Source organism: Campylobacter sp. CNRCH_2007_0968H, assembly GCF_025773245.1.
Lineage (GTDB): Bacteria > Campylobacterota > Campylobacteria > Campylobacterales > Campylobacteraceae > Campylobacter_D > Campylobacter_D lari_D.
Genome location: NZ_JAKMTQ010000003.1, coordinates 57,340 through 82,407, shown reverse-complemented (window position 1 = coordinate 82,407; position 25,068 = coordinate 57,340). Strand labels below are relative to the sequence as shown.

The 25,068-nt window shown below is 31.2% G+C and carries 34 protein-coding genes and 2 tRNA genes; 29 read left to right on the top strand and 7 right to left on the bottom strand.

Features of this window, described 5'->3' with window-relative positions:
• Window positions 1-9: 9 nt before the first annotated feature.
• Genes pyrC through L8Y18_RS02580 form a run of 4 tightly spaced genes read right to left on the bottom strand, consistent with a single transcriptional unit; the run spans window position 10 to window position 3,144 of the window.
• Window positions 10-1,002 carry a dihydroorotase gene (gene pyrC, locus L8Y18_RS02595; RefSeq protein ID WP_220566991.1) on the bottom strand — a complete coding sequence of 331 codons (993 nt, stop codon included), beginning with the start codon at window positions 1,000-1,002 and terminating at the stop codon, window positions 10-12.
• Between the two features lie 8 nt (window positions 1,003-1,010).
• Entirely contained in the window at window positions 1,011-1,241 is a 231-nt protein-coding gene (locus L8Y18_RS02590; protein ID WP_012660796.1) for a helix-turn-helix domain-containing protein, read from the bottom strand.
• On the bottom strand, window positions 1,226-1,597 hold the full coding sequence (locus L8Y18_RS02585) for a diacylglycerol kinase (protein ID WP_220566992.1): 372 nt from the start codon (window positions 1,595-1,597) through the stop codon (window positions 1,226-1,228). Before L8Y18_RS02585 ends, L8Y18_RS02590 begins: the two co-directional genes overlap by 16 nt.
• On the bottom strand, window positions 1,597-3,144 hold the full coding sequence (locus L8Y18_RS02580) for a phosphoethanolamine transferase (RefSeq protein WP_220566993.1): 1,548 nt from the start codon (window positions 3,142-3,144) through the stop codon (window positions 1,597-1,599). Before L8Y18_RS02580 ends, L8Y18_RS02585 begins: the two co-directional genes overlap by 1 nt.
• A 99-nt stretch (window positions 3,145-3,243) precedes the next feature.
• On the opposite strand from L8Y18_RS02580, the gene L8Y18_RS02575 reads away from it, so the two are divergent.
• The 7 genes from L8Y18_RS02575 (at window position 3,244) to L8Y18_RS02545 (ending at window position 12,319) form a co-directional block, all read left to right on the top strand.
• Entirely contained in the window at window positions 3,244-4,002 is a 759-nt protein-coding gene (locus tag L8Y18_RS02575; protein ID WP_133319125.1) for an exodeoxyribonuclease III, read from the top strand.
• Between the two features lie 69 nt (window positions 4,003-4,071).
• Window positions 4,072-4,146 (top strand) — tRNA-Glu (locus L8Y18_RS02570).
• A gap of 218 nt (window positions 4,147-4,364) precedes the next feature.
• The gene (locus L8Y18_RS02565) at window positions 4,365-4,979 is read left to right on the top strand and encodes a BspA family leucine-rich repeat surface protein (protein ID WP_263669998.1); all 615 of its coding nucleotides are present in this window, start codon (window positions 4,365-4,367) and stop codon (window positions 4,977-4,979) included.
• Window positions 4,980-5,111: 132 nt separating this feature from the next.
• Window positions 5,112-7,391, top strand: a complete 2,280-nt coding sequence (locus tag L8Y18_RS02560) for an anaerobic ribonucleoside triphosphate reductase (RefSeq protein WP_263676190.1) — start codon at window positions 5,112-5,114, stop codon at window positions 7,389-7,391.
• Window positions 7,363-7,872, top strand: a complete 510-nt coding sequence (nrdG, locus tag L8Y18_RS02555) for an anaerobic ribonucleoside-triphosphate reductase activating protein (RefSeq protein ID WP_165955263.1) — start codon at window positions 7,363-7,365, stop codon at window positions 7,870-7,872. Before L8Y18_RS02560 ends, nrdG begins: the two co-directional genes overlap by 29 nt.
• Before the next feature lie 69 nt (window positions 7,873-7,941).
• Window positions 7,942-8,595, top strand: a complete 654-nt coding sequence (gene sodB / locus L8Y18_RS02550; protein WP_263661422.1) for a superoxide dismutase [Fe] — start codon at window positions 7,942-7,944, stop codon at window positions 8,593-8,595.
• Between the two features lie 553 nt (window positions 8,596-9,148).
• Window positions 9,149-12,319 carry an autotransporter outer membrane beta-barrel domain-containing protein gene (locus L8Y18_RS02545; protein ID WP_263676188.1) on the top strand — a complete coding sequence of 1,057 codons (3,171 nt, stop codon included), beginning with the start codon at window positions 9,149-9,151 and terminating at the stop codon, window positions 12,317-12,319.
• 269 nt (window positions 12,320-12,588) lie between these two features.
• On the opposite strand, the gene purM is transcribed toward L8Y18_RS02545, so the two are convergent.
• Window positions 12,589-13,578 (bottom strand): phosphoribosylformylglycinamidine cyclo-ligase, encoded by a 990-nt coding sequence (gene purM / locus L8Y18_RS02540; protein ID WP_263676187.1) that lies wholly within the window; start codon window positions 13,576-13,578, stop codon window positions 12,589-12,591.
• A gap of 58 nt (window positions 13,579-13,636) precedes the next feature.
• Between purM and coaE the strand changes: the two genes are divergently transcribed.
• Genes coaE through L8Y18_RS02525 form a run of 3 tightly spaced genes read left to right on the top strand, consistent with a single transcriptional unit; the run spans window position 13,637 to window position 15,657 of the window.
• The gene (coaE, locus tag L8Y18_RS02535) at window positions 13,637-14,239 is read left to right on the top strand and encodes a dephospho-CoA kinase (RefSeq protein WP_220566998.1); all 603 of its coding nucleotides are present in this window, start codon (window positions 13,637-13,639) and stop codon (window positions 14,237-14,239) included.
• Window positions 14,226-14,975, top strand: a complete 750-nt coding sequence (gene dapF / locus L8Y18_RS02530; RefSeq protein ID WP_133319131.1) for a diaminopimelate epimerase — start codon at window positions 14,226-14,228, stop codon at window positions 14,973-14,975. The genes coaE and dapF overlap by 14 nt, the downstream gene beginning before the upstream one ends.
• Window positions 14,950-15,657 (top strand): glucosaminidase domain-containing protein, encoded by a 708-nt coding sequence (locus L8Y18_RS02525; RefSeq protein ID WP_263662697.1) that lies wholly within the window; start codon window positions 14,950-14,952, stop codon window positions 15,655-15,657. Before dapF ends, L8Y18_RS02525 begins: the two co-directional genes overlap by 26 nt.
• Here L8Y18_RS02525 and L8Y18_RS02520 read toward each other — a convergent pair.
• Both L8Y18_RS02520 and L8Y18_RS02515 read right to left on the bottom strand, forming a co-directional pair.
• On the bottom strand, window positions 15,654-16,715 hold the full coding sequence (locus L8Y18_RS02520; RefSeq protein WP_263661859.1) for an ATP-binding protein: 1,062 nt from the start codon (window positions 16,713-16,715) through the stop codon (window positions 15,654-15,656). The two genes, L8Y18_RS02525 and L8Y18_RS02520, sit on opposite strands and share 4 nt — an antisense overlap.
• Before the next feature lie 18 nt (window positions 16,716-16,733).
• Window positions 16,734-16,809 (bottom strand) — tRNA-Ala (locus L8Y18_RS02515).
• Window positions 16,810-17,035: 226 nt separating this feature from the next.
• Here L8Y18_RS02515 and rpsJ point away from each other — a divergent pair.
• From rpsJ to rpsE, 19 genes are all read left to right on the top strand, one after another.
• Window positions 17,036-17,347, top strand: a complete 312-nt coding sequence (gene rpsJ / locus L8Y18_RS02510; RefSeq protein ID WP_012660810.1) for a 30S ribosomal protein S10 — start codon at window positions 17,036-17,038, stop codon at window positions 17,345-17,347.
• A gap of 9 nt (window positions 17,348-17,356) precedes the next feature.
• Entirely contained in the window at window positions 17,357-17,932 is a 576-nt protein-coding gene (rplC, locus tag L8Y18_RS02505; RefSeq protein WP_012660811.1) for a 50S ribosomal protein L3, read from the top strand.
• Window positions 17,929-18,543 (top strand): 50S ribosomal protein L4, encoded by a 615-nt coding sequence (gene rplD / locus L8Y18_RS02500; protein WP_039617137.1) that lies wholly within the window; start codon window positions 17,929-17,931, stop codon window positions 18,541-18,543. Before rplC ends, rplD begins: the two co-directional genes overlap by 4 nt.
• A gap of 1 nt (window position 18,544) precedes the next feature.
• The gene (locus L8Y18_RS02495) at window positions 18,545-18,826 is read left to right on the top strand and encodes a 50S ribosomal protein L23 (protein ID WP_039617139.1); all 282 of its coding nucleotides are present in this window, start codon (window positions 18,545-18,547) and stop codon (window positions 18,824-18,826) included.
• A 1-nt stretch (window position 18,827) separates the two neighbouring features.
• The gene (gene rplB / locus L8Y18_RS02490) at window positions 18,828-19,658 is read left to right on the top strand and encodes a 50S ribosomal protein L2 (RefSeq protein WP_039625087.1); all 831 of its coding nucleotides are present in this window, start codon (window positions 18,828-18,830) and stop codon (window positions 19,656-19,658) included.
• Window position 19,659: 1 nt separating this feature from the next.
• Entirely contained in the window at window positions 19,660-19,941 is a 282-nt protein-coding gene (gene rpsS / locus L8Y18_RS02485; RefSeq protein ID WP_039664929.1) for a 30S ribosomal protein S19, read from the top strand.
• A gap of 9 nt (window positions 19,942-19,950) precedes the next feature.
• Window positions 19,951-20,325 carry a 50S ribosomal protein L22 gene (rplV, locus tag L8Y18_RS02480; protein ID WP_039617143.1) on the top strand — a complete coding sequence of 125 codons (375 nt, stop codon included), beginning with the start codon at window positions 19,951-19,953 and terminating at the stop codon, window positions 20,323-20,325.
• 1 nt (window position 20,326) lies between these two features.
• Window positions 20,327-21,028 carry a 30S ribosomal protein S3 gene (gene rpsC / locus L8Y18_RS02475; RefSeq protein ID WP_039617145.1) on the top strand — a complete coding sequence of 234 codons (702 nt, stop codon included), beginning with the start codon at window positions 20,327-20,329 and terminating at the stop codon, window positions 21,026-21,028.
• Between the two features lie 2 nt (window positions 21,029-21,030).
• Window positions 21,031-21,456: a 50S ribosomal protein L16 gene (gene rplP, locus L8Y18_RS02470; protein ID WP_012660818.1), complete on the top strand. Its 426-nt coding sequence runs from the start codon at window positions 21,031-21,033 to the stop codon at window positions 21,454-21,456.
• Complete coding sequence (rpmC, locus tag L8Y18_RS02465) at window positions 21,443-21,628, top strand: 50S ribosomal protein L29 (protein ID WP_012660819.1); 186 nt, start codon at window positions 21,443-21,445, stop codon at window positions 21,626-21,628. Before rplP ends, rpmC begins: the two co-directional genes overlap by 14 nt.
• 9 nt (window positions 21,629-21,637) lie before the next feature.
• Window positions 21,638-21,889 (top strand): 30S ribosomal protein S17, encoded by a 252-nt coding sequence (gene rpsQ / locus L8Y18_RS02460; RefSeq protein ID WP_039617148.1) that lies wholly within the window; start codon window positions 21,638-21,640, stop codon window positions 21,887-21,889.
• A complete protein-coding gene (gene rplN, locus L8Y18_RS02455; protein WP_012660821.1) occupies window positions 21,889-22,257 on the top strand; it encodes a 50S ribosomal protein L14 in 369 nt (122 codons plus the stop codon). The genes rpsQ and rplN overlap by 1 nt, the downstream gene beginning before the upstream one ends.
• A complete protein-coding gene (rplX, locus tag L8Y18_RS02450; RefSeq protein WP_012660822.1) occupies window positions 22,257-22,484 on the top strand; it encodes a 50S ribosomal protein L24 in 228 nt (75 codons plus the stop codon). The genes rplN and rplX overlap by 1 nt, the downstream gene beginning before the upstream one ends.
• Window position 22,485: 1 nt before the next feature.
• Window positions 22,486-23,031, top strand: coding sequence for a 50S ribosomal protein L5 (gene rplE / locus L8Y18_RS02445; protein WP_133319134.1), 546 nt, complete (start codon window positions 22,486-22,488; stop codon window positions 23,029-23,031).
• Between the two features lies 1 nt (window position 23,032).
• The gene (locus tag L8Y18_RS02440; protein ID WP_012660824.1) at window positions 23,033-23,218 is read left to right on the top strand and encodes a type Z 30S ribosomal protein S14; all 186 of its coding nucleotides are present in this window, start codon (window positions 23,033-23,035) and stop codon (window positions 23,216-23,218) included.
• Between the two features lie 12 nt (window positions 23,219-23,230).
• On the top strand, window positions 23,231-23,626 hold the full coding sequence (gene rpsH / locus L8Y18_RS02435; RefSeq protein WP_039617152.1) for a 30S ribosomal protein S8: 396 nt from the start codon (window positions 23,231-23,233) through the stop codon (window positions 23,624-23,626).
• 78 nt (window positions 23,627-23,704) lie between these two features.
• Complete coding sequence (gene rplF, locus L8Y18_RS02430) at window positions 23,705-24,241, top strand: 50S ribosomal protein L6 (RefSeq protein ID WP_220567001.1); 537 nt, start codon at window positions 23,705-23,707, stop codon at window positions 24,239-24,241.
• 9 nt (window positions 24,242-24,250) lie between these two features.
• The gene (rplR, locus tag L8Y18_RS02425) at window positions 24,251-24,607 is read left to right on the top strand and encodes a 50S ribosomal protein L18 (protein WP_263662695.1); all 357 of its coding nucleotides are present in this window, start codon (window positions 24,251-24,253) and stop codon (window positions 24,605-24,607) included.
• A gap of 16 nt (window positions 24,608-24,623) precedes the next feature.
• Window positions 24,624-25,067: a 30S ribosomal protein S5 gene (gene rpsE / locus L8Y18_RS02420; RefSeq protein WP_039617161.1), complete on the top strand. Its 444-nt coding sequence runs from the start codon at window positions 24,624-24,626 to the stop codon at window positions 25,065-25,067.
• Window position 25,068 lies beyond the last annotated feature (1 nt).

Genomic DNA, 25,068 nt, shown 5'->3' with positions numbered 1-25,068 from the left:
ATTTCAAGGCTAAATAACCTTGAAATTTAAAGTTTTTCCCGCCATAAATGGCACTACATCGCCGTATTTTTGCGCTACTTGCCATTCTTGTTTTTCTAAAGTGATGATTTTATCTTTTTCAAATTTAAGATTATGGATTTTACAAGCATTATCTGAAATAAATTTTTGTAAATTTGCTTCATTTGAGTGTTTTTCAAAAAGTTCAGCTAATACAGGTAAAATCACCGGTGCGCTAAATACTCCAGCTGCACAACCACAACATTCTTTAGTGTGCAATGGATGAGGTGCGCTATCGCTTCCAAGCATAGTCTTTTCATAGCCGCTAAAAGCAAGCTCACATAAAGCGTCTTTGTCTTCATAGCGTTTTGCAATAGGCTTGCAAAATAAATGCGGATCCATCTTACCACCCACCACATCATCAAGGGTTATCATTAAATGATGTAAAGTGATAGTTGCGTATAAATTTTCATAATCTTTTAATAAATCACACAAAACCTTAGTGGTAATATGTTCCATTACAATTTTTAATTTTGGAAAATTTTTAGTTAATTTTTCATAGATTTTAGCAAAATTTGCTTCTCTGTCCATTACAAAATCATTTGTTTCTCCATGTACAAGTAAAGGCAGGCCAAGCTCACTCATAGCATTTAGTGTAGGTTTTAACTTTTCTATATCAAAGCTTGAAATTCCATTATCTGAATTTGTAGTTATGCCTGCAGGATAAAGTTTGATAGCAAAAATTTCATCTTTAGCTTTTTCTAAAAATTTCTCATCATAGTCTTTAAAAAATAAAGTCATCAAAGGCGTAAAATCTTCATTTTTGCATGCTTTTAAAATGCGTTCTTTGTAAGCTTTTAGTGTATTTATTTCAGTAAGCGGAGTGATTAAATTTGGCATGATAACTCCTGCTTTAAAGTCTTTTGCGCTAAATGGAGCTACAAGTTCAAGCATGCTTTCATCGCGTAAATGTAAATGCATATCCAAAGGGTTTTTAAGTGTCATTTTATCTCCTATTTGAGTTTATATAAGCCGTTTTTGAGCTTTTCAAGCAAAGCCTTCTCTTCTAAAAATTTAAAAGTAGAAATGATGGTTGGTTTACTGATGTTTAACTTTTTAGAAAGTTCTTCGATATTTGCAAAGACAAAGCCATCTTCATTAGCATGAAGGGCTAAAAATTCTAAAATTTCAAAGCGTTTTTTACCAAAGATTTTTATGCATAGTGTTTTTACTTTATCATCCATTCTCTAGCCATATTAAAAAGAATAAAACTCCAAGTAATTATAGCCAAAACAACGCTAAAAAACACCCCAGCGCTCGCACAATCTTTTGCTTTTTTAGCTAAGATGTGAAATTCGCTCGTACAAAGATCCACGCAAGCTTCTATGGCAGAATTTAATGCCTCTATAATTAAAATCAAAACTAATACTAAAATAAGCACAAAATGTTCTAAAAAACTCGCAGGTAAAAAAAAGCTTACAAAAATCAAAGGTAAGATAATGGCAAATTCTATTCTAAAAGCCATTTCATCTTTAAGCAAGAATTTAATGCCACTAAAGGCATAACTTGCATTTTTAAATAAAGAATACTTTGGCTTCATTAAGGATTTTCCTTTAAATTTTTACTATATAAGTCATAGTTTTCTTCATATTCTTTAGTTTGGACATTAAAATATCCTAATAAACTTGAAAAAATATTATCTTGAGATAATTTATAATCTTTCTTTTTTTGTAATTCTTGGATTAAATTATTATCTTTGCTCCAAAGAATCATAGGAACATGAGTTTGTTCTTTTGGTGCTATGAAATAGGGCATTCCATGAAGGTAAATTCCATTTTCTCCTAAACTTTCTCCATGGTCTGATACATACAACAATGAAGCATTTTGTGCAGGATTTTGCTTTAGTAAGTCAATAAGACTTTTGATGATAAAATCTGTATAAAGTAAAGTATTGTCATAGGTATTAGTTAATTCTTCTTGCGAGCATTGTTGTAATTCATTTGTATCGCAAGTTGGCGTAAATTTTTTAAACTCATTTGGATAGCGCTTAAAATAAGCTGGTCCATGAGAACCTTGCAAATGAACGACTATGATTTTACTTGAAGATGGATTTTGTAATTGTTCTTTTACAAGCTCAAGTAAACTCTCATCATAATCTTTTGAAATCAATTTATGTGCTATACGATCGCAGTTTCCTTTGCAACCTCCAGAATTATTTCCAAGCCAAACACTTTGAACTCCAACTCTTTGTAAAATATCTAAAGCATTTTCTTCATAAAGACTATTGTCAAAAGTAGCTCTTTTGTGTCTTGAAAATATACAAGGTAAACTTCTAGCAGTTGCTGTCCCGCAAGAGCTTACATTGTCAAAATATATTAAATTAGGTTCGTTTTTGGTATAAAAATTAGTATCATTTTTGGTATAACTACCCAAAGAATAGTTATTTGCTCTAGCGGTTTCCCCTATGACTAAAATCATAGTTTTGTTTAAGTCTTTTTCCATTTTCGCATCTAAAGCTATCTTTTGAAGTTCTTTTTCTGGAATAACTTCTAATTTTATATATTTAATTGCTGAATAAATTTGATAAAAAGGAGTGTTATAAACTCTTACTTCATTATAAGTTCTTAAAAATGGTACAATACTTTTTGAAAAAATTCCAAGCAATCCAAAAGCAACAAATAAAGCAACAACTAAAGTGCTAAATTTAATGATTAAATGTTTTTTGATATTGTGATATTCTATTTTAGCTTTTATAACTAAAAATGCTGGAATCACAAAAGTAAAAAATATATAAACAAAAATATTAAAATTAATCAGATCGCGTACTTCTTTTTGATCAGTTTGCATAGCATTTCTAATCATATCATGATCTATAATAACACCATAATTGATCATAAAATAACTACTAATTGAACTCACACCTATTAAAAAAATCATTAAAATCTTGCTAAGATAAGGCAAAAATAATAAAGCGAAAATTCCAACTAATAGTGCAAAATATATAATTATATATAAAATAATGGAAATATCATTATTATGAGGATGTAAATTTTCGTGAATATAAGAAAACAATTTCAGATTGATACTAGTTATATAAAAAGCACTCAAAATAATAAATTTAAGCCACGATATATTAAAAAATTTCATGAAATCCTTTCAAAATTAAAGATTTAATTATAAATAAAAATGGTTAACTTAATATCTTTATGGTATGATTTTGCTTTTTGTAAGTTTAAGGATTAAATTATGAAATTATTATCATGGAATGTAAATGGCCTAAGGGCAATTTGTGATAAAAATGCACTTGATTGGATTGAAAAAGAAGAAATTGATTTTATAGGCTTTCAAGAAATCAAAGCACACGAGGATAAATTTCCAAAAAGAATTTATGAATATCCTTTTAAACATATGTATTCAAATAGTGCCAAAAGAGCAGGGTATTCAGGTGTAATGAGCTTGTGTAATTTTGATTGTGAGGTAAAAAAATGTGAGTTTTTTGATGATGATGAGGGTAGAGTTTTAGAGCATAGCTTTAAAAATGTAGTTTTGTTTAATATTTACTTTCCAAATGGTCAAAAAGATGAAGAGCGTTTGAATTTTAAAATGAAATTTTATAATGACTTTTTAATGTATTTAGATAAACTTTTAAAAGAAGGTAAAGAAATTATCATCTGTGGAGATGTTAATACCGCACATCGTGAGATAGACTTAACCCACCCAAAAGCTAATGAAAAAACTTCAGGTTTTCTACCGATTGAGCGTGCTTGGATAGATGATTTATTAAAATTAGGTTTTATAGATACTTTTAGACATATAAATGGCGATGTTAAAGAAAAGTATTCGTGGTGGAGTTATAGAATGAAAGCAAGAGAAAGAAATGTGGGCTGGAGGATTGATTATTTTTTCATTTCTAATGGCTTAAAAGATAAACTTAAAAATGCTTTTATAAGAGATGATATTTTTGGCTCAGATCATGCTCCTGTAGGGATAGAAATCGATATTTAAGGTATTTTTTAATGCCTTAAATAATTATTAAGTAAAAATTGTTATAATTTCATCTTAAAACTGCAAAATGGCCCATTCGTCTAGCGGTTAGGACATCGCCCTTTCACGGCGGTAACACGAGTTCGAGTCTCGTATGGGTCACCACTTACTATATTTATATCCACTTTTTTTGATAATCATTGTCATATTTTACAAAAAGTTACATTGTTCGATTTAAATATTTTTTATTTGTTTTATCTTATTTAAATTAAGTTTATTTTAAAATACTTATTATTAATATATTGAAAGTTATTATTAATAATTTGTAAATTTTTACATTGACTTCACACTTGTTTTTTAAAATATACAAAAAGGAGGACAAAATGTATAGACCTAAAAGCAAAAATGAGTTAATGAATTTGGTGCATAATGAAAGAATTTCTCTAAGAGATATTGATGTATCTTTGATTGATGATTTTTCTTATGTATTTTATTATTCTAAAAGATTGGATTTTTTAGGTATTGAACATTGGGATGTATCAAATGCTAAAGATATGTCTTATATGTTTTATTGTTGCGAAAGTTTTAATGCAAATTTGTCACGCTGGAATGTTTCTAAAGTTGAAAATATGGCAAGTATGTTTTTTAACTGCAAAAATTTTAATCAAGATTTATCAAAATGGGATACTCAAAATTTAAAAGATATGTCTTATATGTTTTTTAATTGTGTTAATTTCAATCATTCTTTATTGCATTGGAAAACTTCAAATACTACTAGAATGGCACATTGTTTTGAAAACTGTCATGCGTATGAGCATAGTGTTGTGAATTGGGATGTGCAAAATGTAATTACTATGGCATATCTTTTTCACAATTGCAAAAATTTCCATCATGAGCTAGATGAGTGGAATATCCAAAAGGATTGTAATACTGAAAAAATGTTTGGAAATCGTGGTATTGATAAACTTTATGCAGTAAAAGGTATAGAGTTAGAATAAACAAAATTCACACAATTTTTGTGTGAATTTTTCTTTTATCTTTTTAAGTTTTTCATCAAGTTTTTGTACTAAACTTATCTTCATAAAGCGTTATTTTTTAGCTTCTAGAGATTATTTTTTAGGAAAATTTACATGAAAATAAAATTTATTACAAAAAGAGATAAAAGTCAAGTTGCATTTGATATTTTTAAAATTAAAAATGCTATTTTTAGAGCCAATATAAACTCTACTGATAAAAAATTAGAAAATGATGAATTAGGTAGGCTTTGTGATGAGGTTGTAGCTTTGCTTGATGAAAATCATGCACAAGTAGAACAAATTCAAGATAAAGTTGAAGAGGTTTTAATAAAAAATGCTTTAATCAATACTGCAAAATCTTATATATTATACCGCCAAAAAAGAACACAAATCCGCAATGGTAGCTATGATTTGCTAAATTTGTATGATGATTTAACCTTCAAAGATTCCAAAGAAGCTGATTTAAAAAGAGAAAATGCCAATATCAACTCAGATAGTGCTATGGGTATGATGTTAAAATATGGTTCAGAAGGAGCAAAATACTATGTAGATGAGTGTATTTTACCAAAACATATCGCAAATGCACATAAAAATGGCGATATACATATACACGATAAAGACTTTTATATGCTAACACAAACTTGTTGTCAAATAGACTTGTTAAAGCTTTTTGAAAATGGTTTTAGCACTGGACATGGAAGTTTGCGTGAGCCAAATGATATCAGATCTTATGCTTCTTTAGCTTGCATTGCTTTACAGGCTAATCAAAATGAAATGCATGGGGGTCAATCTATACCAAATTTTGATTTTGCTATGGCAAAGGGTGTGGCAAAGACTTTTCAAAAAGAGTATAAAAAGGCTATAAATGCTTTTTTTGAAATAAAATTAGAACAAAACCTAGACGAGCAATGCTTTAAAAATGCTAATTTTCAAGTTTCAAGCGAAAAAGAATGCTTTAAAGAGCTTTTAAAGCTTGATTTAAATAGTGATGAGAATTTTTTAAAACAAGCAAATGCTTATGCTTACAAAAGAGCATTAAAGCAAACCCAAGATGCGACTTTTCAAGCTATGGAAGCTTTGGTGCATAATCTTAATACTATGAACTCAAGAGCAGGAGCTCAAGTGCCTTTTAGCACGCTAAATTATGGCACCGATACTTCTTTTGAAGGGCAAATGGTAATAGAAAATTTACTCAAAGCCACGATGAAAGGCTTAGGAAATGGTGAAACACCAATTTTTCCTGTGCAAATTTTTAAAATAAAAGAAGGTATTAATTATAATGAAAAAGATCCAAACTACAAGCTTTTTAAACTCGCTATAGAATGTGCTTCTAAAAGACTTTTTCCAAATTTTAGCTTTTTAGATGCAAGCTTTAATGCAAAATACTATAAAAAGGGTGATTATAATAGCGAAGTAGCTTATATGGGTTGTAGAACTAGGGTTATGGCAAATGTTTATGATGAGAGCAAAGAAATCACAAGTGGCAGGGGAAATTTAAGTTTTACAAGTATAAACCTTGTGCGTTTAGCCATAGAAGCCAAAGGAAATTTAGAGCTTTTTTACTCACTTTTAAAAGAAAAATTAGAGCTTGTGTATGAGCAATTACTTCATAGATATAAAATTCAAAGTCTAAAAAAGGTTAAAAATTTCCCATTTTTAATGGGCGAGGGAATTTGGATAGATTCAGATTCTTTAAAAGAAAATGATAGCGTAGAAAAAATCATAGCACACGGGACTTTGGCTATAGGTTATATAGGACTTTGTGAGAGTTTAATAGCTTTAGTAGGTTCTCATCATGGACAAAGTCAAGAAGCAAGGGACTTAGGTTTGCAAATCGTGCGTTTTATGCGTGAATTTGTCGATGAAAAAGCACTCAAAGACAAACTGAATTTTTCACTCATAGCTACCCCGGCTGAAGGCTTAAGTGGAAGATTTTTAAAGCTAGATCAAAAAAAATACGGCATTTTAAAAGGCGTAACCGATAAAGATTTTTATACTAATTCTTTTCATATTCCTGTGGATTTTCCTATTAGTATATATGAAAAAATTCAAATCGAAGCCCCATATCATGAGTTAAATAATGGCGGGCATATTACTTATGTAGAATTAAACGGCGATGTGAGTAAGAATTTAGAAAGTTTTGAACGCATTATAAAATGTATGAAAGAAAGCAATATAGGCTATGGCTCGATTAATTTCCCACTAGATAGAGATCCGGTATGTGGTTATAGTGGTGTGATAGATGAGTTTTGTCCAAAGTGCCATAGAAAAGAAGATGATATTAAATTTGAACGCATAAGAAGAATCACAGGCTATTTAGTAGGAACGCTTGATCGTTTTAATGACGCTAAAAAAGCTGAAGTTCATGCAAGAATTAAACACGATTTTTCTTAGATTAGCCGGTGTCATAAAAGAATCCATAGTCGATGGCTATGGTTTGCGTTATGTGATTTTTACTCAAGGCTGCCCTCATCATTGCAAAGGTTGTCATAATCCACAAACACATGATTTTAACAAAGGATATTTGCAAGATTTAGCAAGTTTGTATGATGATATTTGTAAAAATCCTTTGCTCCAAGGTGTTACTTTTAGTGGCGGGGAGCCTTTTATGCAAGCAAAAAATTTAAGTATTCTAGCAAAACACATTAAGGCTTTAGGGCTTGATCTTACTATATATACAGGTTTTACTTATGAAGAGCTATTGCAAGAACAAGCTATGAAAGAATTGCTTATCTTAGCTGATGTTTTGATAGATGGGAAGTTTATTTTAGAGCAAAAAGACTTATCTTTAAAATTTAAAGGTAGTAAAAACCAACGCATTATCGATGTAGCAAAAAGCTTAGAACAAGGCAAAGTAATACTTTTTGAAAAATAAAGACTCATTTAGTCTTTTTTAACTTAACTATGTTAGAATGCTATAAAATTTAAAAAAAAGGAGAACAATATGTTTGAATTAAGAAAACTACCTTACGAAGCAGACGCTTTTGGAGACTTTTTGAGCGCAGAAACTTTTGCATTTCATCATGGCAAACACCATCAAACTTATGTAAATAACCTAAACAATCTTATTAAAGATACTGAATTTGCAGGAAAAGATTTAGTTTATATCATACAAAACTCAAATGGCGGAGTTTTTAACAACGCTGCTCAAGTGTATAATCATGACTTTTATTTTGACTGCATTAAGCCAAAAACATGCTGTGGCTGTGGCTGTTCTTTAAGTGATGAGTTTAAAGCAGCGGTTGAAAAAGACTTTGGTTCTATGGAAAATTTAAAAGAAGAATTCATCAAAGGAGCTACAGGAGTATTTGGTTCTGGTTGGTTTTGGCTAGTTTATAACACTCAAAATCAAAAATTAGAATTAGTAGCTACAAGCAATGCTGCTACACCTATCACTGAAGGTAAAGTTCCACTTTTAGTAGTTGATGTGTGGGAGCATGCTTACTATGTAGATCACCGTAATGCACGCCCTGCGTATTTAGAAAAATTCTACGCACACATTAATTGGGAATTTGTAGTAAAAGCTTATGAATGGGCTATCAAAGAAGGTATGAATTCAGTAAGCTTTTATGCAAATGAACTTCATCCTATAAAATAAGAAAAAAGTCTCTTATTTTTAAGAGGCTTTTTTTAATCAAAGCTAAATTATCTTAAGAATAACAACAATAAAAATATCCTAATTTACACAAATAATTAACAAAAGCACTATCATATTTAAAAAATATTAATAATTATTTTTTATCATTACAAAAAATTTTAATAAATCAAGGAGTTTTAATGTCTTATTTTATGGGGGGGGGGTATGTGAAAATAATCCCACTTTAAAATCATCTTATTTAAACAATAATCTTTCTTTTGTTAAAAAAACTTTCTTATCTTTAGCGACTATATCTTTTTTAGCAACCTGTGCCAATGCTAGTATAGTAACTATAAATGATCAAAATTCTAATAGTAGTGTTAAAAACACTAAAGCCAAACAAGTAAAAAATTCAAAAAATATTAGTGGTGGTAATTGTAGTAGCAGTAGTGATTGTACTATAAGTAGCTCTATTAGTAATGGTGTAACTATTAATAGTGGAAGTGATAATAACTCATTAACTATTACAAGTAATGGTAGTGTTACAAACTCAAATAAACATGGCGTAGAAATTATGGGTAGTGCTACTAATGTAACCATTAATAATGCTGGTACAATAAAAAGTACAGCTAATGGTAATAATCATGGTATAGAAATATGGGGAAATTCTACTGTAGATAAAATAACTAATACAGGTTTAATTGAAGGCTCTAGTGCTGGTGTTAGTGTAACAACCCAAAATACTACTTTAAAAAATTTAGAAAACAGCGGAACTATAAAAGGTGGTTCTAATGGTATAAAAGTTGATCATGGAGGTAAATTAGAAACGCTTAATAATACAGGTACCATAATTGGAAGTGGAAGTCATGGTATTAGAGTTGATAGTGCTACATTGCAAAATTTAAAAAACAGCGGAACTATAAGTGGAAATGGTTATGGTGTTTATATTAGGAACTCTACATTAGATAATTTAGAAAACAGCGGAACTATTAATGATGGCAACGCTGCTGCTATTTTTGTTTATGGAGGAAATATTGGAACTATAAACAATTCTGGTAATATAATTTCTACAGGAACTAATGATTGGAGTGCAGCTATTAAGCTAGAAGGTGGTGGCACGATTAAAAATATTACTAATACGGGCACTATAGAATCAAATCATGATGGAATTGCTGTATCTTATGGTAAATTTGAAACTCTAGACATAAAAGATGATGGAATAATAAAAGCTAAAAGATATGGTATAAATATAAGTCAATGGCAAACATTAGGAAATTTATATGTTGATAATGGTAGCATTTATGGAGGAGAAAGTGGTATTTTGTTAAGTACAGGTTCTACTACAAGTGATATATCTATAAAAAATGGTGGCGTGGTATATGGAGGTGATTATGGGATGTATTTTGATCACGCATATTTAAATCAAAACACAACTATAGCTGGAGAAAATTCTGCAATACATGGTGGAATTGCTGGAATTTATTTAAGCAGAGGATCTGCTTTAAAAGGAACTATAGAGGTTAAAGAGAAAGGTATGATCTCAGGTGGTGAGAATGGATTTGGTATTATAAATGCTGATAATGCTAATATAGGCGGATCTATTTTAATCAGTAGTGGCGGTGTGGTTACTGGTATTTTAAATAAAGATAATGCTAAGATTACCGGAACTATAAAAGTGGATGGAGAAGGCTCTTCTATAGTAGGTGGTATAATAAATCAAGATAATGGTAAAATAGAGGGTTTTATAGAGGTTAATAATAAAGGACAGATAGATAGTATCATCAATGCTGGAAGTGGAGAGATTAGCGGTAGTGTAAAAGTAGATAATCACTCTAAAGTTGAGAATATTATCAATGGTGCTTTGGCAAGTTCTTTTTATAATAATGGAGTTTCTACTGGTAAAATCTCAGGAGATGTTAGCGTTGATAATGGAAGTATAGTTGGAAGCATCATCAATACTGGGCAAGGAGAGATTACTGGTGGTATTAAAGTTGATCATAGTAGCGAAGTTACTAATATTTCTAATTCTGGTAATGGGCTTATTAGCAGTAATGTTAGCGTTGATAATGGCTCAAAAGTAGGTAATATCATTAATGATGATTATGGAAAAATAACAGGGGATGTATCTATAGGTAAAGATTCTTCTGTAGATAAGATTATCAATAGTGGTCATGGTAGTATAGGTGGAAATATTATAAACAATGGTAATTTAGGCTCAATTAATAATAGTGGTTCTATAAGCGGTTCTATTGAGAATAACAATGGTGATTTAGAAATCAAAAACGATGGAGATTTAGGTGGCTCTATCACTGTAGGTAATGGCGGTGGTAATACTTCTATTTCAAATGGTTCCAATGGTAATATCGGCGGTGGTATAGTTAATAATGGTAATAATGATGTTAATATAGATAACCAAGGTACAGTTAAACCTGATAAAGATGGTAATCACATTACTAATAATGGTAATGGTAATGTAAATGTAGGAGATTGGATAGTAAAACCAAATGAAGATGGTAGCTTTGATGGAGCTATTAATGTAGGTGGAAATGGAAGTGGTTCTACAAATATAGATAATATCACAGTAGATACTTCAGATCCAAATTTTGATGCAAGCAAACCTATCAATCCTGACAATATAGTTAATAATACTGGTAGTGGTGGTAACATAGGAGTAGGTAATGTTGGTTCAAACAATGATTTATTAAATTTAGTTTATGATCCTATAACAGGACAATATGAAACCTTAGCAGATGTAAGTGCTGGTGTGGGTTCTGTTATGGCTCAAACAATAATTAACACTTATATGATGAGATCATTCTTCCTTGATACTGTTTTAGATGATGCATCAAGAATGGCTTACAAACATGCAAGAATACACAATAATCATAAAACAAATAAAGACTTAGTAGGTTTTGATACAGATGAGCATTATCACGGCTTTGTATTGCCTTATTTTTCATCTAATAGCATTAAGCTTTTAGGAACAAATGATTATTCTAAAGGACATACCAAAGGTATAGTGGCTGGCTTTCATACTTTAAAAGATATAGGTATGCTAGGAGCTTATGTAGGAACCGAAGAGGCTAATATGGATACTAAAGATTATTTCTCTTTAAAAATGCAAACAGTGTATGCTGGTTTGAAGTATTCTAATATTTTATTAGAAGATGAGATAAAAGAAGCCTTTTTTAAATTCCATACCAAAGCAGCATATACCAAAAATGATGTGCAAAAATTTGTTGATAAAGGAAAAAGAGAGGCTAATGGTAATACAGATACCTATGGTTATGGAGCAAGTATTGGAACTGGTATGAATTTTTATTTAGATGGGGCAGATAATATAATTACTCCTGAGGTGTCTTTAAACTATGAAGGTGGTTTCACAAAAGCTTTCAGCATGCATGGAGATGGAGCATTAAATCATGAAAGATATTATAAGAGTGAATTAAATCTATTTTCAAGTACGGCATCTCTTAAATGGCTTAATAAACGGCATCCGCAAATTAGCACTTCATTTGAAGTAGGTGCAAGAATTAATTTTAATCCTGAAGTAGAATCAAGAGTAAATTTTGCAAACTTAAAAGCAAGCGAAACCTTAGATTTGCCAAGAACTTATCAATATGCAAGTGCGTCTTTGATTTTTTCTTTGGCAGAAGATTTAGAAATGTCATTTAATTATAATGGAACTTTTGCAAATAATTCTCATTCGCATACGGGATTTTTACAGTTTGACTTTATATTTTAATAATGATTAACTAAGCCTTTTAAGGCTTAGTGTTTAATTAATTGCCCAGAGTTTGCTTAAAACAGATTATAAAATGACAAAATAAAAATTTAAAAAAGCACAATTGGTACAATAAAGTTAAGAATGCGCCAATGTTGAATATAAAAACTATAAAAGTTTTTAGTATTATAAATAATTTAAAAACAATAAACTCCTTATTAAATACACTCTATCACATTAAGCTTATTTTTAAGCTCAATGTGATTTATTAGCAAACTCTAGGGAGTTAATTACTCTAAAACAACCCCTTCATTTAGCACAACTTCGCCTATTACATAAGCATCTGAGTTCTCTAAAACTTTTCCTACATTAGATGGATCTACCACCATAACTAAGCCCACACCCATGTTAAAGCTTCTATACATTTCAGCTTCTTCTACGCTTTGGCCTATTTGATAAAAAATTTCAGGAGTTTTTAGATGATGTTTTCTAATAATAGCACCTATTCCTCTTGGGAAAACTCTAGGTAAATTCTCTACCAAACCACCACCTGTTATATGAGCTAGTGCATTGATGAAAGGTTTTAATTTTAAAAAGTCTTTTACATAAATTCTTGTAGGTTCAAGTAAAATATCGATTAAATTTTTACCATATATTTTATCATCAAATTTAAGCTTTTGTGCTTCAAATAATACTTTTCTAGCTAAAGAATATCCATTAGAATGAAGCCCACTACTAGGCAAAGCTAGTAAAATATCTCCATTTTTTACAAAATTTCTTCTATCTATTTCATCTTTTTCAGCCATGCCCACTGAAAAACCTGCTAAGTCAAAGTCATTGTTATGATACATTCCAGGCATTTCAGCAGTTTCTCCGCCTATTAAGGCACAATTTGCTTTTTTACAACCATTAGTAATCCCTGCTACAACCTTTTTAGCTACTTCTACATCTAACTTTGCACTTGCATAATAGTCTAGAAAAAACAAAGGCGTAGCAAAATTGCAAATTAAATCATTCACGCACATTGCTACTAAATCTTCGCCTATTGTGTCAAATTTTTGACTATCAATAGCAAGACGCAACTTTGTGCCTACCCCATCTGTTGCTGCTAGCATAACAGGATTTTTAAAACCACTTGGCATGGCAAAAGCGCCTGAAAAGGAACCTATGCCACCTAAAACATTTTCATTAAAAGTTTCTTTTACTAAAGGCTTAATTGCTTCTACAAAAGTATTACCATTGTCTATACTTACGCCCGCATCTTCATAGCTTATATTCATTTATCTTCCTTTAAGAATTTAAAAGGTATTTTAACTAAAAATATTTTAAGGTTAAATTATGCAAAATGCTTATTTTGTGACTTCAAGTATAGCAGGTGGAAAGTCAAGCTTTATAAAAATAGTTCAAAATTTGGGTTTTGATACTTTAAGTGCAGATGTGATAGCTCATGAGCTTTTAAATGAAAATGCTAATTCCATAGCTAAACTTTTTGATAATGATGATTTACTTATAGCAGGAAAAATAGATAGAAAAAAGCTTGGTGCTATTGTATTTAATGATTTAAACGCCAAAAAAAAGTTAGAAGGTTTTTTACATCCTAAAATCAAAGAAGAAATTTTACAAAAAGCACTAATTTTAGATAAAAAAAACAAGGCTTTTTTTATAGAATTGCCTTTATTTTTTGAAAATAATCATTATCAAGATCTAGGAAAAAGTATATTGATTTATGCTCCAAAAGAAATTTTATTAAAAAGATTAATGCAAAGAGATAATTTAGATGAAAATGAAGCCTTAAAAAGAATTAATTTGCAACTTGATATAGAAGAAAAACTAAAAAAAGCAGATTTTGTGATAAAAAATATTTCAAGTTATGAAAAATTTGAAGAAAATGTGCTAAATTTTTTAAAACATACTTTAAAGGTTAAAAATGAAATTTTATAAATATTGTGCAAGCGGAAATGATTTTGTAGTATTTGCAGATGGTGAAAAAAAAGATCGTAGTGAGTTAGCTAGAATTCTTTGTAATCGTTATGAGGGCATAGGTGCTGATGGACTTATAGTAGTTGTGCCTCATGATAGATATGATTTTGAATGGGAATTTTATAATTGCGATGGTAGTAAAGCAAATATGTGTGGTAATGGATCGCGTGCAGCAGCTCATTTTGCTCATCATTATCTAAAAAAATCACAATATTTAAATTTTTTAACCGGAGCAGGACTTATAAAATCATTTGTTGATGATGACATGGTAGAGATTAAATTAAGCGGAGTGAAGGATATTAAAGAAGCTTTTAAACATAAAGATAGAATTTGGCAAGGATGTAATACAGGTGTGCCACATATGGTGACTTTTGTTGATGATTTAAATGAATTTGATGTAAATTTATGCAAAGAAGTGCGTAAAAAATATAATGCAAATGTTAATTTTGCTAAAATAGAAAATGAAGAATTTATAAGAGTTAGAACCTATGAACGCGGGGTAGAAGATGAGACTTTAGCTTGTGGTACAGGTATGGGAGCTTGTTTTTATCTTGCTTATTTAAATCAAAAAGTTAAAGATGATATTTTAGTAAAGCCAAAAAGCAAAGAAAATTTATATTTTAGATTAGAGGATGATCAAATATTTTTCAGAGGAAAGGTAAAGTGCTGTTTTGAAGCTGATTATAATTTTACTTAGTAGTTTTTTATTTTTAAAAGCTGAATTTATAGCAGGTTTTGATAAACATTATTATGCTTTAAGTATAAAAGAAAAGCGTGAAGTTTTTATCAAAAAAATCAATGCTTTGTTGGATGTTTCTTTCAAAGAAATTGAAAATGAAAAAGAATTTATAGATATTTTTTTTGAGGAAGCTTTAAAGAGTAATTTTAGAAAACTAAATTCTAATGCTGTGCAAAAACTATGGTTTTTAAAAGAAAAATATCGCGTTAAAAATTTATACGATCACAAGGAATACCAACTGCGTATCCAAAAAGTTCCAAAATCTTTAGCCATAGCCCAAGCAATTATTGAAAGCGCAACTGGTACAAGTCGTTTTGCTAAAGAAGCAAATAATTTATTTGGAGAATGGACTTGGGGTGAGAAAGGTTTGATTCCAAAAGAAAGAAGTGAAGGTAAAACTCATAAAATTCGTATATTTGATAGCTTACAAGAAAGTGTGGATTCATACTTGCTAAATTTAAATCGTCATGATGCTTATAAGGAATTTAGAGCTTGGCGGTGGGATGCTATAAATCAAAATGAAAAACTTGATGGTAAAGAAGCGGCAAGTCATTTGGAAAAATATTCAGAGATTAAAAGTAATTATACTAAGCTTATTATTTCTATCATAAATCAACATAAGCTTGATGAGTTAGATTAATTTCCTAAAGCCCACTCATCAAAAGGTAAAATCATCACATGCACCCCTTCTATGAAAAACTCATCTCTTTGTGAAAGCGTGATGATATAAATAGTCGAAAGTGCGAGTTGATTTTTACTAAGTATTTTTTTGACTTTTAAACTAAGTAAATCTTTATCTTTAAAGGGCGAGCATAAAAATGCATTTTTAAGACTTGGTAAGTAAAAATCAAAATATTTGGTATAAAAAATTTCTTGTTCAAATTTAAACAACTCGCTTAAAATCAAATTTTCAAACAAAGCACTAAAGTCTTTTTGTATGCTTAGAGAATTTTTTAGTGAAAAGTCCCAAAAATATATTTTTTTTAAATTCTTTTCAAGATTTTTTACAAAATACAAAGTGTAGTTTGATTCTAGTTTTTCTATGCTTTTATATAAGGTATCTTTGGAAATTTTTATAGTATTTTTTAGTGTTTTTAATAGCTCATTAACGCTAAATTCATTCCCAAGTTCCAAGGCAATTTGTTTGAGTATGGTAAGCTCTAATGGAGTGTAAAAACTTCTTAAGTATGATGAGTTTGTGTTAAAGTTGTGATTTAAAATCACATTGCGTCCTGTATGTAAAAAATAACTTACCATGGTTTTAGTGTCAGCGTATTTTTTGTTTAAGCTTAAAAATTCTTCAAAGTCTAAATAATCTAAATGAAGTTCTTCAAAATAATCTAAATGAAAATTGCTATCACAAACGCTTATTATGATTTGCAAATTAAGGTGTTTTAAACTGGCAAAGTCAAAATTATGAGCAAAGTTGCAAAGTGCTAAAAATTTAATCTGTGGATTATAGGTTAAAAACGAATTTAAATTTACCAAAGCACTTGCTTGAAATTTCAAATCATCACAATCGATAAAAAGTATATTTTCACTTTTGTACAAAGATAAAAAATTTAAAATTAAATTTTTCTTACCACTTGCAAAACCACCTTTTATAATGATGTTTTTATGGGTTTGAATTTGAATTTTTCTTTCATCAAATTTTTGAAATTTTGGGTAATTATCGTAAAAAAATTGTAGTGATTTCATAAATTTCTTTGTAATTAATGGTGGAGCATAGCGGGTTCGAACCGCTGACCCCAACGCTGCCAGCGTTGTGCTCTCCCAGCTGAGCTAATGCCCCTTTAGATTTTGAAATCATACTATATTTTTTCTTAGATTTTCTTAATGTATAAAAAATCTTGTAAATTTTATAAAATTTAATTTTTATCCTTTTTAAAAGGAAAATAATTAAAAAAAATGCATAAATTTCTTGACATAGCAAAGGCTCTTTTTATATAATTTCAACATCATTTTATATGGTGGTTAGATTCTTATGGGTCTAACGAGTTCTTTACAAAGGAAAAAATATGGAAAGAATCAGGCTTAAGCTAAAAGCTTATGACCACAGAGTTCTAGATCGCACAGTTGCAGCAATTGTAGAAGCTGTTAAAAGAACAGGTGCTGACATCAGAGGTCCAGTGCCAATGCCTACAAAAATCAAAAGATACACAGTTTTGAAATCTCCACACATCAATAAAGATTCACGCGAACAATTTGAGATGAGAATTCATGCTCGTATGCTTGATATTGTAGCAGCTACTCCAGATACAGTAGATTCACTCACTAAGCTTGACTTGGCTCCAGAGGTCAATGTTGAAGTAAGAGCTATGGGTAAATAAGGATAGAATATGGAATACATTGTAGAAAAAATTGGTATGAGTAGAACAATCAGCACACCAAGCATTCCTGTAACCTTACTTAAACTTGTTCAAACTAAAGTATGTGAAGTAGAAAATGGAAAAGCTTTGGTTGCTTATGTAAAAGGCAAAGCAAATAATAAATGCATTGCGGGTCAGCAAAAAAAATACAATCTTTCAGCTGAATATAATAGATTTGCTTCTTTAGAAGTAGCAAACACAGAAGCAGGTGATATTGATCTTAATCCTTTAAAAGAAGCTTCTATCTTAAAAGTAAGCTTTAATTCTAAAGGTAGAGGTTATAGTGGGGTTGTTAAAAGACACGGATTTGCCGGAGGTCCTGCAAGTCACGGTTCAAGATTCCACAGACGCCACGGATCAATCGGTAACCGCGAATGGCCAGGTCGTGTTCAACCAGGTATGAAAATGGCAGGTCATTATGGTAATGTAAAAGTTACTGTTAAAAATGAAGTAGTTTCATTTGATGAAGAAAATGGCATCTTAGTAGTAAAAGGTGCGGTACCAGGATTTAATGGTGCTATGGGTAAAATAAGGATTGCAAAATGAGTAAAGTAACTGTTTTAAATGATAAATTTGAAAAAGCTAGTGAACTCGATCTTCCAGCAAAATATGCAGAAGTTAATCCTCACAACCTTTATTTATATGTAAAATCTTATCTTGCTAGCCTTAGAGCAAACACAGCTCATACTAAAGGTAGAAGCGATGTAAGCGGTGGTGGTAAAAAACCATGGAGACAAAAAGGTCGTGGTGGTGCAAGAGCAGGTTCAACAAGAACGAATGTTTGGGTTGGTGGTGCTGTAGCATTTGGCCCTACAAACAATCGTAATTATTTCCAAAAAGTTAATAAAAAACAAAAACGCTTAGCGCTTGAAAGAGCATTGGCCGATAAAGCACAAAACAATGCATTATTCTCAGTAGATAGTTTAAGCATTGAAAGCGGTAAAACAAAAGATGCAAATGCAGTTATTAAAAAGCTTGGTTTAAAAGATGCTTTAATTGTAAAAGATTTACTAGATGAAAAAACACTTCTTGCTTTTAGAAACTTAGCAAATTGCTATGTAGTTGATATTAGCGAAGTAAATGCTTATTTAGTATCTGTATTTAATGCTGTTATCATTGAAAAAGCAGCGCTTGAATCTATCGTAAAAGAGGGTTAAAATGGCAGATATTACTGATATAAAAACAATACTTTACACTGAAAAAAGCTTAAACCTTCAAGAGCAAGGTGTTGTAGTTATTCAAACTTCTCCAAAAATGACTAAAAATGGTCTAAAAGAAGTTTTAAGAGAATATTTTGGTGTAACTCCAGTAAGAATTAATTCTTTAAAAATGGATGGAAAAGTAAAGCGTTTTAGAGGTCGTGAAGGTCAAAGAAATAGCTTTAAAAAATTCTATGTTAAGCTACCAGAAGGTGTGAGCTTAGAAAGTTCGGAGGCATAAAATGGCAATTAAAACTTATAAACCATATACTCCAAGTAGAAGATACATTACAGGTGTAAGCTCTGATGATATCACAGCAAAAGCTAGTGTGCGTTCATTACTTGTAAAACTTCCAGCTCATGCAGGTCGTAACAATAATGGTAGAATCACAAGCCGTCATAAAGAAGCAGGTGCTAAAAAACTTTACAGAATTATAGATTTTAAAAGAAGAAAATTTGGTATTGAAGGTAAAGTTGAAGCAATCGAGTATGATCCATACAGAAATTGTCGTATTGCATTAATCTCTTATAGAGATGGTGAAAAAAGATATATCTTACAACCAAAAGGTTTAAGCGTTGGTGATGTTATTTGCGCTGCTGAAAGCGGACTTGACATTAAACCAGGTAATGCAATGAAATTGAGAAACATCCCAGTGGGTACTATCGTACACAATATCGAGTTAAAACCGGGCAAAGGCGGACAAATGATCCGTTCAGCGGGTGCTTATGCTCAATTAATGGGTAAAGAAGAAAAATATGTTATCTTAAGACTTGCAAGCGGTGAAATGAGACAAGTTTTAGCTGAATGTATGGCAAGTATCGGTGAAGTTGGTAATGAAGAATGGTCAAATGTGACTATCGGTAAAGCAGGAAGAAACCGCCATAGAGGTATTCGTCCTCAAACAAGAGGTTCTGCGATGAACCCAGTTGATCACCCGCACGGTGGGGGTGAAGGTAAGAAAAATTCAGGCCGTCATCCAGTTACTCCATGGGGTAAACCAACTAAAGGTGCTAAAACTCGCCGTAAAAAAGCTAGCGATAAGCTAATAATTTCAAGAAGAAAAGGAAAGTAAGATGGCTAGGTCACTAAAAAAAGGTCCTTTTGTTGATGACCATGTAATGAAAAAAGTCATCGCTGCTAAAAAAGCTAACGATGGTAAGCCAATTAAAACTTGGTCAAGACGCAGCACTATTATACCTGATATGATAGGTTTAACTTTTAATGTTCATAATGGAAAAAGCTTTATCCCAGTATATATTACTGAAAATCATATCGGTTACAAATTAGGTGAATTTGCACCTACTAGAACATTTAAGGGTCACAAAGGCTCTGTTCAGAAAAAAATAGGTAAGTAAGGGAGATTTATGAGTAGAGCGTTAATTAAATTCATAAGATTATCTCCAACTAAAGCGAGATTGATTGCTAGAGAAGTTCAAGGTATGAATGCAGAGCTTGCATTAGCTAGTTTGAAATTTATGCCAAATAAAGGTGCTAAATTTATAGCAAATGCTATTTCAAGTGCTGTAGCAAATGGCGGATTTGAAGCAAATGAAGTTGTTGTTTCAAGTTGTCGTGTTGATGCTGGTGCGGTTTTAAAAAGATTTAGACCAAGAGCTAGAGGAAGTGCTAGTCGTATTAGAAAGCCAACTTCACACATTTTGGTAGAAGTTAGTAAAGTAGAAGCAAGTGCTGAAAAAACTACAAAAGCTAAAAAAGCATCAGTGAAAAAGGAAAGCTAATATGGGACAAAAAGTAAATCCGATTGGTTTAAGACTAGGAATTAATAGAAATTGGGAATCAAGATGGTTTCCTACAAAAGCTAATTTAGCAGAAAATATTGGTGAAGATTATAAAATCAGAACTTTTTTAAAAAGAAAACTTTATTATGCAGGAATTAGCCAAATTCTTGTAGAAAGAACAGCGAAAAAATTAAGAGTAACTGTTGTAGCTGCAAGACCAGGGATTATTATTGGTAAAAAAGGTAGTGATGTTGATATTTTAAGAAAAGAACTTCAAGATTTAATCAAAAAAGAAGTTAATATCAATATCAAAGAAGAAAGAAAAGCAGGTGCTTCAGCTCAGCTTGCAGCTGAAAGTGTTGCTACTCAACTTGAAAAAAGAATTGCTTTTAGAAGAGCAATGAAAAAAGTAATTCAAGGAGCGCAAAAAGCAGGTGCTAAAGGGATTAAAGTTTCAGTTTCAGGCCGTTTAGGTGGTGCTGAAATGGCAAGAACTGAATGGTACCTAGAAGGTCGTGTTCCACTTCACACTTTAAGAGCAAAAATCGATTATGGTTTTGCAGAAGCACATACTACTTATGGAAATATAGGTATTAAAGTGTGGATCTTCAAAGGTGAAGTTTTACAAAAGGGTGTTCAACCTGAAAAAACCGAAGAAAACGCTCCAGCTAAAAAAACTAGAAGAGCAAGAAGAGGTAAATAATCATGTTAATGCCAAAAAGAACAAAATATCGTAAAATGATGAAAGGGCGTAACAGAGGTTATGCCAACAGAGGGACTGAATTTACTTTTGGTGATTTTGCCCTAAAAGCAACTGAAGCTGGCCGTATCAATTCACGCCAAATCGAAGCAGCTCGTATTGCTTTAACTCGTTTTGTAAAAAGACAAGGTAAAACTTGGATTAGAGTTTTCCCAGATAAACCTCTAACTAAAAAACCTTTAGAAACTCGTATGGGTAAAGGTAAAGGTGCAGTTGAGGAATGGGTAATGAACATTAAACCAGGTCGTATTATTTATGAAATGGCAGGGGTTAATGAAGAAATGGCAAGACAAGCTTTAACTTTAGCGATGCATAAATTGCCATTTAAAACTAAGTTTGTTACAAGAGAGAGCCAAAATGAAATATACTGAGATTAAAGATAAAACAGCAGGTGAACTTGCAACAATGCTAAAAGAAAAAAAGGTGCTTTTATTTACTTTAAGACAAAAGCTAAAAACAATGCAGCTAACTAATCCTAAAGAGATTAGCGAAGTTAAAAAAGACATCGCTAGAATCAATACTGCAATTAGCGCTTTAAAATAAGGATAGAAAATGGCATTTAAAAGAGAAATTCAAGGCGTTGTTGTTCAAATTGCTGGAGATAAAACAGCAACAATTTTGGTTGAAAGAAAAGTGGTTCACCCAAAATACAGAAAAATCGTAAAACGCTTTAAAAAATATTTAATTCATGATGAAAGAAATGAACTTAAAGTGGGAAATACTGTAGTTGCTATTGAATGTAGACCACTTTCTAAGAGAAAATCATTTCGCTTAAAAACTATAGTATCAGCAGGAGTTGAGTAATGATTCAAAGTTTTACTAGGCTTGCAGTTGCTGATAATAGCGGTGCAAAAGAATTAATGTGTATTAAGGTTTTAGGTGGTAGCAAAAGAAGATACGCTACTGTTGGTGATGTAATTGTTGCATCTGTAAAAAAAGCTCTACCAAATGGTAAAGTTAAAAAAGGTCAAGTAGTAAAAGCAGTTATCGTTAGAACTAAAAAAGAAATTCATAGAGACAATGGTTCTTTAATTCGTTTTGATGAAAATGCGGCAGTTATTCTTGATGCTAAAAGAGAGCCTATCGGAACGCGTATTTTTGGACCAGTAGGTCGTGAAGTAAGATATGGTGGCTTTATGAAAATTGTTTCACTAGCACCGGAGGTGTTGTAATGAAATTAAAAATTAAAAAGAATGATATGGTAAAAGTTATCGCAGGCGATGACAAAGGCAAAACAGGTAAAGTTTTAGCAGTATTTCCTAAGACAAATAAAGTAATTGTTGAGGGTTGTAAAATCGCTAAAAAAGCTGTTAAGCCAAGTGATAAAAATCCAAATGGCGGTTTTATCAATAAAGAAATGCCAATGGATATTTCAAATGTAGCAAAGGCAGGAGAATAAGATGATGAGATTGAAAGAAAAATACACTCAAAATATCAAACCTGCTTTAGTTAAAGAATTTGATATTAAAAATCCTATGCTTGTTCCTTTTATTGAAAAAGTTGTAATCAGTGTAGGTGCTGGGGAATTAGCAAAAGATCAAAAAGTATTACAAAATGTTGCAGATACTATTTCATTGATCGCTGGGCAAAAAGCAGTTATCACAAAAGCTAAAAAATCAGTTGCTGGTTTTAAAGTAAGAGAAGGCTTCCCAGTAGGTGTAATGGTAACATTAAGAAAAGACAATATGTATGCTTTCTTAGATAAGCTTATTACTATAGCTCTTCCTCGTGTTAAAGACTTTAGAGGTCTTCCAAGAGATGGTTTTGATGGAAGAGGAAACTATAATTTTGGTTTAGATGAGCAGTTAATGTTCCCAGAAGTTGAATATGATAAAATCTTAAGAACTCATGGTATGAACATTTCTATCGTTACAACAGCAAAATCAGATAAAGAGGCACAAAAATTATTAGAATTATTTGGCGTGCCATTTGCAAAAGGAAAGTAATATGGCTAAAAAATCAATGATTGCAAAAGCTGCCCGCAAACCTAAATTTAGCGTTAGAGGGTATACTAGATGCCAAATTTGTGGAAGACCACATTCAGTTTATAGAGATTTTGGAATTTGCAGAGTTTGCTTAAGAAAAATGGCAAATGAAGGTTTAATTCCTGGTCTTAAAAAAGCAAGTTGGTAAGAGGAAAGAACCATGATAAATGATTTAATTTCAGATTCACTAACAAGAATTAGAAATGCAGGGATGAGAAGATTAGAGACTACTCAACTTTTGCATTCTAAAGTTATCGAAGCTTTACTTGGAATTTTCCAAGCTAAAGGCTATATTGAAAGCTTTAATGTTATTGAAGAGGATAAAAAGAAATTCATCAATGTAGTTTTAAAATATGATGAAAAAGGCAAAAGCGTAATTAATGAAGTTAAGCGTATTTCTAAACCTGGTCGTCGTGTTTATAAAGGCAAAGATGAGATCAAAAGATTTAAAAACGGTTATGGTACTATCGTAGTAAGCACTTCAAAAGGTGTTTTAGCTAACGACGAAGCTTATAAAGCAGGCGTTGGCGGCGAAGTTTTATGTACTATTTGGTAAGAGTTTCTACTTTTTATGGTATTCGGTATCCATTCTTATAAAGTAGTCATATCGTAGACAAGTAAAAAGGAAAAATGAATGTCTCGTATAGGTAAACAACCAGTTGCTATTCCAAGTGGAGTAGAAGTAAAATTAGAAGGTAACTTGCTAAAATTCAAAAAAGGAAATTTAGCAAAAGAGCTTGATACAAAAGCAAATGTTAATGTTGAGATTAAAGAAGCACAAATTCTTTTCTCTCCTAAAGGTGAAGATAGACAAAGTAGAGCTTATTGGGGAACTTATAGAGCTTTAGCTCAAAACATCATTATCGGTTTAACTGATGGCTTTAGCAAAACTTTAGAAATCAACGGTGTTGGTTATAAAGCTGCGTTAAAAGGTAAAGTTCTTGAACTTGCTTTAGGTTTTTCTCATCCTATCAACTATGCTATTCCAGAAGGCATAGAAATTACCGTTGATAAAAACAATGTTATTATTAAAGGTAGCGATAAACAAGTGGTAGGTCAAGTTGCTGCTCAAATTCGTGAATTTAGACCACCTGAGCCTTACAAAGGAAAAGGTGTTAAATATTCAGATGAGCGTATTATCCGCAAAGCTGGTAAGACATCTAAGAAGTAAGGATAGAATATGAGAGCAAATGTATTAAAAAGAAAAATATCTTTAAGAATTAAAAGAAAAAAAAGAATTAGAGCAAAAATTTCAGGAACACAAGCTCTTCCAAGAGTTTCTGTTTTTAAATCAAACAGAACTTTATATATCCAAGCTATCGATGATGCTAAAGCAGTAACTTTAGCAGCAGTAGATGGAAGAAAAATTGGTGTTAAAGCAAATAAAGAAGGTGCTAAAAAAATAGCAGCTGAATTTGCAAAAGTTTTAAAAGCTAAAAACATAGAAGAAGCAGTGTTTGATAGAAATGGTTATTTATACCATGGTGTTATTGCAGCATTAGCTGAAGCACTAAGAGAAAACGGAATCAAACTATAACCCAAAAGGAAGATCGATGGAAAAATATAATAGAGAAGAATTTGAAGAAGTAATCGTCGATATCGGCAGGGTTACTAAGGTTGTTAAAGGTGGTAGAAGATTTAGATTTACTGCTTTAGTTATCGTTGGAAATAGAAAAGGTTTAGTTGGTGTGGGCTATGGAAAAGCTAAAGAAGTTCCAGATGCTATCAGAAAAGCAGTTGATGATGCTTTTAAAAACATTGTTGAAGTTAAAACAAAAGGTTCAACTATCCCTCATGATGTAGAAGTAAAATACAACGCAAGTAGAATCTTACTTAAACCAGCAAGTGAAGGTACAGGGGTTATTGCAGGTGGTTCAACACGTCCTATCGTGGAACTTGCAGGTATTAAAGACATTTTAACTAAGTCTTTAGGTTCAAATAATTCAGCAAATGTTGTGCGTGCTACTATCAAAGCACTTACAATGCTTAAAGGATAAT